Origin of the sequence: Brachyspira alvinipulli ATCC 51933, assembly GCF_000518245.1 — a bacterium.
Lineage (GTDB): Bacteria > Spirochaetota > Brachyspiria > Brachyspirales > Brachyspiraceae > Brachyspira > Brachyspira alvinipulli.
Genome location: NZ_JADF01000029.1, coordinates 1 through 7,567 on the forward strand (window position 1 = coordinate 1; position 7,567 = coordinate 7,567).

7 protein-coding genes are annotated in these 7,567 nt (G+C 32.2%); all 7 read right to left on the reverse strand.

Annotation, left to right across the window (positions count from 1 at the left end; translation table 11 throughout):
* Positions 1 to 187: 187 nt before the first annotated feature.
* The 7 genes from T324_RS0104705 to T324_RS0104735 all read right to left on the reverse strand — a co-directional run bounded on the left by T324_RS0104705 (position 188) and on the right by T324_RS0104735 (position 7,539).
* Positions 188 to 1,087 (reverse strand): hypothetical protein, encoded by a 900-nt coding sequence (locus T324_RS0104705; RefSeq protein ID WP_028329177.1) that lies wholly within the window; start codon positions 1,085 to 1,087, stop codon positions 188 to 190.
* Complete coding sequence (locus T324_RS0104710) at positions 1,084 to 4,539, reverse strand: phage tail tape measure protein (RefSeq protein WP_028329178.1); 3,456 nt, start codon at positions 4,537 to 4,539, stop codon at positions 1,084 to 1,086. Before T324_RS0104710 ends, T324_RS0104705 begins: the two co-directional genes overlap by 4 nt.
* Before the next feature lie 4 nt (positions 4,540 to 4,543).
* On the reverse strand, positions 4,544 to 4,777 hold the full coding sequence (locus tag T324_RS0104715; RefSeq protein ID WP_245580628.1) for a hypothetical protein: 234 nt from the start codon (positions 4,775 to 4,777) through the stop codon (positions 4,544 to 4,546).
* A gap of 20 nt (positions 4,778 to 4,797) precedes the next feature.
* Positions 4,798 to 5,160, reverse strand: a complete 363-nt coding sequence (locus T324_RS0104720) for a hypothetical protein (RefSeq protein WP_028329180.1) — start codon at positions 5,158 to 5,160, stop codon at positions 4,798 to 4,800.
* A gap of 92 nt (positions 5,161 to 5,252) precedes the next feature.
* Positions 5,253 to 6,617, reverse strand: a complete 1,365-nt coding sequence (locus tag T324_RS0104725) for a hypothetical protein (protein ID WP_028329181.1) — start codon at positions 6,615 to 6,617, stop codon at positions 5,253 to 5,255.
* Positions 6,618 to 6,631: 14 nt separating this feature from the next.
* On the reverse strand, positions 6,632 to 7,000 hold the full coding sequence (locus tag T324_RS0104730; RefSeq protein WP_028329182.1) for a hypothetical protein: 369 nt from the start codon (positions 6,998 to 7,000) through the stop codon (positions 6,632 to 6,634).
* A 65-nt stretch (positions 7,001 to 7,065) separates the two neighbouring features.
* Entirely contained in the window at positions 7,066 to 7,539 is a 474-nt protein-coding gene (locus T324_RS0104735; protein ID WP_028329183.1) for an HK97-gp10 family putative phage morphogenesis protein, read from the reverse strand.
* Positions 7,540 to 7,567 lie beyond the last annotated feature (28 nt).

The following is a 7,567-nucleotide window of genomic DNA, read 5'->3' on the forward strand; positions in this document are numbered from 1 at the left end:
ATGCAGTATGCAGAAACCTTGTATGTTTTAATAATTCATTCTGTCTTTTATATGCATCTTCAATGCTAAGAGGTATGCAGGAAGGTTCATAAACGAGTTCAAACATATTATTTAATCCTTATTATTCATAAAAAATTGTTCGCTATAATATGTATGTCAAGTAAACTTGCTATACGCTCACAATTTTTTATTTTATTTCCCTAAATGTTAATTCTGTAGAATACTGATATAAATCATTTTTTGATTTTTTAAAATCTATTTTTTCATTAGTACATACATAGAGTCCAGATTTCATATAATATTTAGCTTTTGATATAGTATTATCTTTTACAATAGTTGTTGATTTGACAGCAGTTCTTTTTTCTATTGTTTCTGTAATTGTATTTGTTCTGCCTGCATATTTAGATAATCCATATTTGCTTATATTATATCTTGCTATATCTGAATAGCCGTTTTCTATAATCTCGTCTGGACTTATTGTTTCTTCTATCCAAACTTGAAGTGCAAAAGGTTCAAAATTACTAATATCAAAAAAGTTTATTATTTTCTCTTTATCATCATTAGTAAGATATGGAAAAGATACTTTCCAAGTATCATAGCTTTTAGCAGGAAGTTTTCTATAAAAATAATGACCTGTTAAAGAAAAATATTGATTATGAGTATAATTTATAGTATGCGTTTTTTGTTTATCGTGCACAGGAAAATCTACTCCTTCGCCTATAATAAAATATCCGCATTCAAGTATATTGACGTCTGATTTTTTAGTGAAAGTTATTTTTATATTTCTAAACTCTATAGGTGATATATTATGAATAGCCTGTTTATTTATAATATTAATATTATATATTAAAGTATTGTTTTTTATATCAATTATTTCTAATCTTATTTTATCAGCATTAGTATTAAATACAGCTATTTCATTTATAATGCCGTTTCCTGATAGTGTTAAACTTCCTTCAGTTTCACTTGCAAACTTTCCAACTTCAAGAGTTTGATAATTAAACATATTAGAAATAGGAAAAAAATCATCTTCACTAGAGAAAGTATATTCAAAATTATTAAAAATATTATCCCATAATAGCCTCATAATATTCCCCTTTGCGATACCACCTTAACACCTCTTTTGCTTAAATTAAGCATTGTGCTTGCCACTATCTTGCCGTCAAGCATTAAATAAACAGGCTGATTGAAACTTGTTTCTGACTGTGTATTTACTTCATATATTCCATCATTATTTTTTGCAGCTTCAAAAATCTGACTTCCTATTTTTGACAATATTCTATCTTCAAGAGGTATAACCGCTTCATCGCTTGCTCCCTCTCCGATTACAGCATTAATTCCTCCGTTTCTTCTTTCTACAAGTCCGCCTTTTGCCAAGTATTTAGGCTCTTGCGGTTTAGCTTGGGATAATGTTGCCAAGTTAACAGATCCAGCTGCTATAATTCCAAGCAAAGTTGCATAAGCAACTAAGTTTGCAGGGAAAGGAACTGCCATTGCTGAAGCTAAAGCACTTATGCCTGCTTGTGCTATAGAAGCCGTTGCCTGAGCCAAAGACATTTTCCAGCTTTCCATTTGTGAATTATATTCAAGTCTCATCTTCTCATTATTGTAGTTTTTTTCTACTTCCATCTGCTTAGCTTTGGCTTCTTCTTCTATTTGTATTTTAGCTAGTTCTTTTTGTTTCTCTTCAAGCTCTGCTTTTATTCTCTCTTGTTCATAAAGTCCTAAAGCAACTTTCTGCCTATTTTGTAATTGTTTTATTTCTTTTAATAAACTCTGCTTTTGAGAGTTCTCCATTATTCCTATAGCTTCAAGTCTTGCTTTTTTTTCTTCTTCTATCGCTTCTAATGCCGCTTCTTTTCTTTCCTCATTTTTTTCTATTTCAAACTCTATAGACTGTATTTTCATTTCCTGTATAGAAGAATAAAAATCGCTTATATAGCCTATACTATCATTAAGCATTTGAAGCCAATTAGCACTAAAATAATCAGCAAAACTTTGAGTAGGAGTTTTCCAAAGATCTCCGAACTTCTCTTTTAATATTTCTACTTGTTCAGTTGTAAGTTCTAATTCATTCGTTATGCTCTCTATGCCACTTCTAACTATTTCGCTCTTCTGCCCCTGCTGTTCGGCTTCACTTACTTTATCACCAAACTCCTCAGAAACTGCAACGCCTCTTTCATAAGCTGATATACTGTCTTCTATTTCTTTTACTAATTCTGAGAACCTGTCAGTTGTTATTCCTTCTAATGCATATCCGTAGTTATCACTTAAATACTTTATTTGATTAGCATTTAAGTTTAATACTGTACTCATTTCTGTGAGTATAGAACCTACTTTGTCTTTTTTAGCTTCAAGAGCTTCAGCATCACTGATTTCAGCTCCCATATTACGAAGGTTGCCGACTCTTCTGTTTTCATCTGCCTCTGCTTTTTTTAGTAAAGCCAAATAATCTTCATAACTTTTTGTTTTATCTTTAACAGATTCAGATAAACCATTAATCGCATCAATCCCCTTATCAGTGACACCAACGCCCTCGACTGAAAAATCTATTCCATCTCTAATGAACGTATGTAATAAAGTAATATAACCACCTAAAGCATCACCCTGAGACTCCAATATGTCAAATTCATTTCCAACATCTAATAATTTCTCAGAAACAAAAGAACGGGCAGCATCAAAAAAAATAAAACCAAGATCTACTCCACTCCGATAACATAAATCAGATGCATCTAAACATTCCTTTACTTTCTTATCAAATTCAATTACACTAGCTACTATAGCGGCTACCTCCGAAGACACAAAAGCTGCAGCATAAGCTTCCCAAGCAACAACAACACAATATACATAAAGAATCCCAGCCAAAACAACAGGAAACAAAGAAGGAAAAACACCTGTAAATTCATCAAATACTTGGCTTAACCTTGCAGCAACAACTGCAGCTAACGCTAAAGCACTAGATACTCTAAAAAACAAAGCAAAAAAACCAACATCTCTAAAAAAACCAACAAAAAAAGCTGTAGCGCCAGTAGAAAAATCATAAAAAGCCTCTATTAATCCTCTAAATTCCTGACCTAATTTATAGGCATTTACTGCTAAAGCACCAAGACCTACACTAAAAGCTGTAACAACTCCAACAGGACTAGCAAACATAACAGTATTTAATGCTTTCCAAGCTGTGCTTAATCCTTGAATAGAACTTGCTGATGTCTTTAATGTAGATACCGCATTTTTAAAATCTGATATAGTTTTCTTAGCTTCTGTTAATCCTTTTCCAAGTCCTACTATACCTTTTAATGCAGGACCGAAACCTGCTGCTAAAGAAACAAATCCTACACTTACAGCCTGCAAAGGTGCAGGCAAGTCGCTGAATGTTTTTATTAAAGATATAATAGTAAGAATCATTTTTTCAGCAATAGGAACTGCTTTATCTCTTATAACAGGAAGTAAATCTTCATTAACAACAGGAAGAAGGCTGTTTCCAAGCTCTATTACTAAAGCACTAAGTTCTGCTTTTATTTTTTCAAACTGTCTTGCTGGACCGTCATCTATTTTTTTGAATGCCTCAGCTGTAGCACCTGCTGAATTATTCATCTTATCCAAAGCATCTTTGAACTTACTAGCATTCTTTCCAGATAAAGCCAAAGCAGCATTTCCTGCCTCAACACTGCTGAACATACTAGAAACATCTTTTCCGCTTTCAGCAGCTTTTTCAGCAAGCATTTGCAGAGCTTCCTGAAGAGTACCGCCTTGTTCGATAAACTCTTTAAAGCTAGTTCCTGCTATTTCTCTAAATGTTTTATCTGTGGTGCTGCCTTCTTTATTAAGCTCTACTAGTGTCTGTCTAATTTGTGTTGTTGCAACAGAGGTAGGAGTACCCTGTGCAGTCATTACAGCGATACCAGCTCCTATTTCTTCAAACTGAACGCCTAACGCTGAAGCGGTAGGTATGACATTAAATAAAGATTTTGATAACTGAGTAAAATCTGTTTTTCCTAATTTTACAGTTTGAAACATTATGTCTGAAGCTCTATTAACATTAAGAACTTCTGTTCCATAAGCATTTGTAACTGAAGTAAGCCCATCAACTGAAGTTTCTAATTCAGCAACACCTGCAACTGAGGCTTCAGCTGCTGTTTTTAAGAACTCAAATACATTTTCACGTGGAACTCCTGCAGAAAGTGATTGATATAAAGCAGGTACTACTTCTTCAGGTACTTTTCCAATTTCTTTAGAAAAAGCCAAAGTTTCCTGCTTTAAATCTTCAAAACCTTCATTGCTTAATTTAGGAAGAAGCGTAAGAACTTCACGCATTCCATTATCAAAATCAGTAGCTTTTTTAGTTGCTAATGCAAAAGCTGTTGTTCCTGCCGCTATTGGAACAGTTAAACTTTTAGTAGCTAAAGAACCGAACTTATCAAAAGACTTTCCTATCTTATCAAAACCTCTTTCTAAATCGGTTGTTTTATCTTTAAGTTTTCCAAATGCTTCAATAGCCTGAGAAGCATCTGCATATATACTAACATTTAAGCTACTCATTTATTTAATTATCCGTTATTATTGTTTCTATTTCCCAAAGACCTTGCTTTTCTCTTCTTATAGTTTTATTTCCCTGCTTTATTTCAGTTACATTATTATCTGCCTTTGTTTCTTCTTCAACTTCGATTATATAAGGCAAATTTAAAGAAGCTGTATAATAGAGCAAAAGTCTTTGCAAACTCATCTCCATCATACAGTCTTCTGTCCAGCCATAACTATGAGCTAGATGTGCCAACAATTTTATTAGTTCTATTTTTATTAGTTTTCTTTTTTTTTATTTTTTGTATTAACCTCTTTTGTTTCTTTTGAATCGGTACCTGCATGAAGATAAGATTCAAATATCATATTCAGTAATTTTAATAATTGATCATAATTAAACTCTTCTAATATTTTTTCTCTATCTGCATTTGCATTTTGTCTTTCTATAATAGGAATTGCTATTTCATCAATCAATATTTCAGAATTAATATCTTCACCATTTCTCAAGGCCTTAAAATAATTATTTACTTTAAGAGCTATTTTAAGAGGTAGATTATTAACATTAATTTTATAATCTCCAAGCGTTGCATAAACTGCTTTTTTATTACTAAACTCTTCTAAATCTGTAATTACTATGTCCATTGTTGCTATGCTCCAACTCGGCTAATAATCTGCAAGATGATAAATCATCTTACTAGCCTCGTTCTCGCTTCCTCCTTTTTGTATAATATTTTTTAATTAGCTGCTTGTATATTAATAGATATGTCTTTAATAATATCTTTAGAACCTTCTTTTTTAGCTGTGATTTTTAATACAGCTGTACCTTCTGCCTTTCCTGTGATAGTGAAAGTTTTAGTTTCAGCTTCATAGCTCACATCAAAAAACTGTTGTTCTGGAGGCTCTACTGCATGTGTTATCTCATCAGCATTTGAAGTTAAAATAATAGTATCGTTTCCATCTGCTCTTATATCTACATTTTGTTTGTCACTTTCCAAAGTTAAAGCTTCTGGAACTGCTTGTATATTAATAGATATATCTTTAATAATATCTTCAGAACCTTCTTTTTTCGCTGTGATTTTTAATACAGCTGTACCTTCTGCCTTTCCTGTGATAGTGAAAGTTTTAGTTTCGGTTTCATAGCTCACATCAAAAAACTGTTGTTCTGGAGGCTCTACTGCATGTGTTATCTCATCAGCATTTGAAGTTAAAATAATAGTATCATTTCCATCTGCTCTTATATCTACATTTTGTTTGTCACTTTCCAAAGTTAAAGCTTCTGTTTCTGTATTTTCTTCATCATCATTTACAGACTGTTCATCTTCATACCATGCAAGCTGTTCTCCGCTTTGCTGACTGCCTGATGTAGTTGCTGTAAAACTCAATTTTCCTATTAATACATCCTGTGCTTTATCTGAAGGGAAGCTAAACTCTAAGCCTCCTGCTATTGAAGCCTGAGGTAAGTATATTCTTAATTCTTTACCTTCAGCATTAGTATTAACTAACATAATGCATCTCGGTTTGATGGTCGAACTTTTTCCTCCTGTTGTCATACGAACCATTTTAGGCATGGTTCGTGTATATGTAATAATTAAAGTATCTGTGCTAGGAGATATTTTATTGTCTGTAATTTTTATTCCGTTAGTTCCTATTTTTTCATAGCTTGTTTCTTCTATTAAAATATTTCCTGTAGAGTTTTTCTTTTCTACTTTGATTATTCTTACTTCGCTTCCATCTGCATTCTTAAATGGAACTTTTATTTCTTCACCTCTTTTATATGTATCTGATTCTACCACATACTGTTTTGTAACTTCTGTTTTACCATCATATTCGTCTATATTATCAATACCACCTCTTGCCATAGCATATTTAGCAAAGTTCACTTCCAAACTATCAAGTGAAACCTCCATTTTATGCTCTGTCTGTAGAGTAGCTACAGTTCCTGCATTGTCACTTTCTATATCTGCTGTAGACATACTTTCTTTTATACTAACATTGCGTCCTGCTCCTATGTCTACAAGTTTATCAAATCTATCTCCAATTAAAACCTTAGAGCTTCCGTATCTTATTGTTTTTTTATTTTGAACGCTTGTTTGACTCATAATATCTCCTTTAATTAATATTTATATAATATATTTACTATGCTTACAGCCTGATAAAAACCTTCAGTATAGTTATGTGTTTCATTTGAAATATCACATCCGCATATTTCTGTATCTTCAATAATCGTTTTTAAATTACTGAAATGTTTTCCTATTTCTCTTTGTATATTTAATGCTTTACTCAAATCATTAGAATATACAGCTATTTGATAAACATTCCTGCCGTATTCAAAATCATAATACGGTGTGCTGCTTGTTAAAGAATAAACTATATATATTTTCTCTTTATCTATTTTTGAGTCATTAACAAAATCTAAATAAACTCCATCTGCTTTATCTTTTGTTAATTCTTTAAGTATTGTATATATAGCATTCTCAATCATTATTGTTATACTCCTGCTCGGCTATAAATACAAAGCAAATAAATTTGCTTTGTGCCTCGCATTCGCTATTTATTCTTTTTATTCGCCTTATCTATTGCTTGCTGTAATTTTTGTTTTATATACTCTTCTATAACATTTTTTTTACTTTCAAAAATAGGAATTAAAAGAGGCTGAGGAGGCTGATAAATTGTCCCATATTCAGGGAAGCGTACATAATATCTGTCTCCCTGCTCTTTATACCATTTTATTTTATTTTTTTGAGGAACTCCTCCTCCTTTTTTTTCTAATGTTCCCACCTTTATAGCTACTGAAGTGTCGCTTCCTTTTGATGATTTTCTTTCTTTTACATCATAATATTTATCTTCACTCCAGCCTCTGCTTTTTGCCTCTGCATTAGCTTCTTTTGCTATTTCATTTCCTGCTTTCCTAGCCCCTGCTTTTATAGCCTTCTTAAAATCGCCTCCTAGTTCTTCTAAAGTTTTTCTAAACTCATCAAGTCCTTTTATACTTATAGAAGTTTTTCTGCTAACACCTGACATATTATTCGCTTTTATTATTTACCAATTT

Excerpts from the sequence above, each read along its gene's own strand:
- T324_RS0104735 (WP_028329183.1), bottom strand. The coding sequence starts at position 7,539 with ATGTCAGGTGTTAGCAGAAAAACTTCTATAAGTATAAAAGGACTTGAT.
- T324_RS0104730 (WP_028329182.1), bottom strand. The coding sequence starts at position 7,000 with ATGATTGAGAATGCTATATATACAATACTTAAAGAATTAACAAAAGAT.
- T324_RS0104720 (WP_028329180.1), bottom strand. The coding sequence starts at position 5,160 with ATGGACATAGTAATTACAGATTTAGAAGAGTTTAGTAATAAAAAAGCA.
- T324_RS0104705 (WP_028329177.1), bottom strand. The coding sequence starts at position 1,087 with ATGAGGCTATTATGGGATAATATTTTTAATAATTTTGAATATACTTTC.
- T324_RS0104710 (WP_028329178.1), bottom strand. The coding sequence starts at position 4,539 with ATGAGTAGCTTAAATGTTAGTATATATGCAGATGCTTCTCAGGCTATT.
- T324_RS0104725 (WP_028329181.1), bottom strand. The coding sequence starts at position 6,617 with ATGAGTCAAACAAGCGTTCAAAATAAAAAAACAATAAGATACGGAAGC.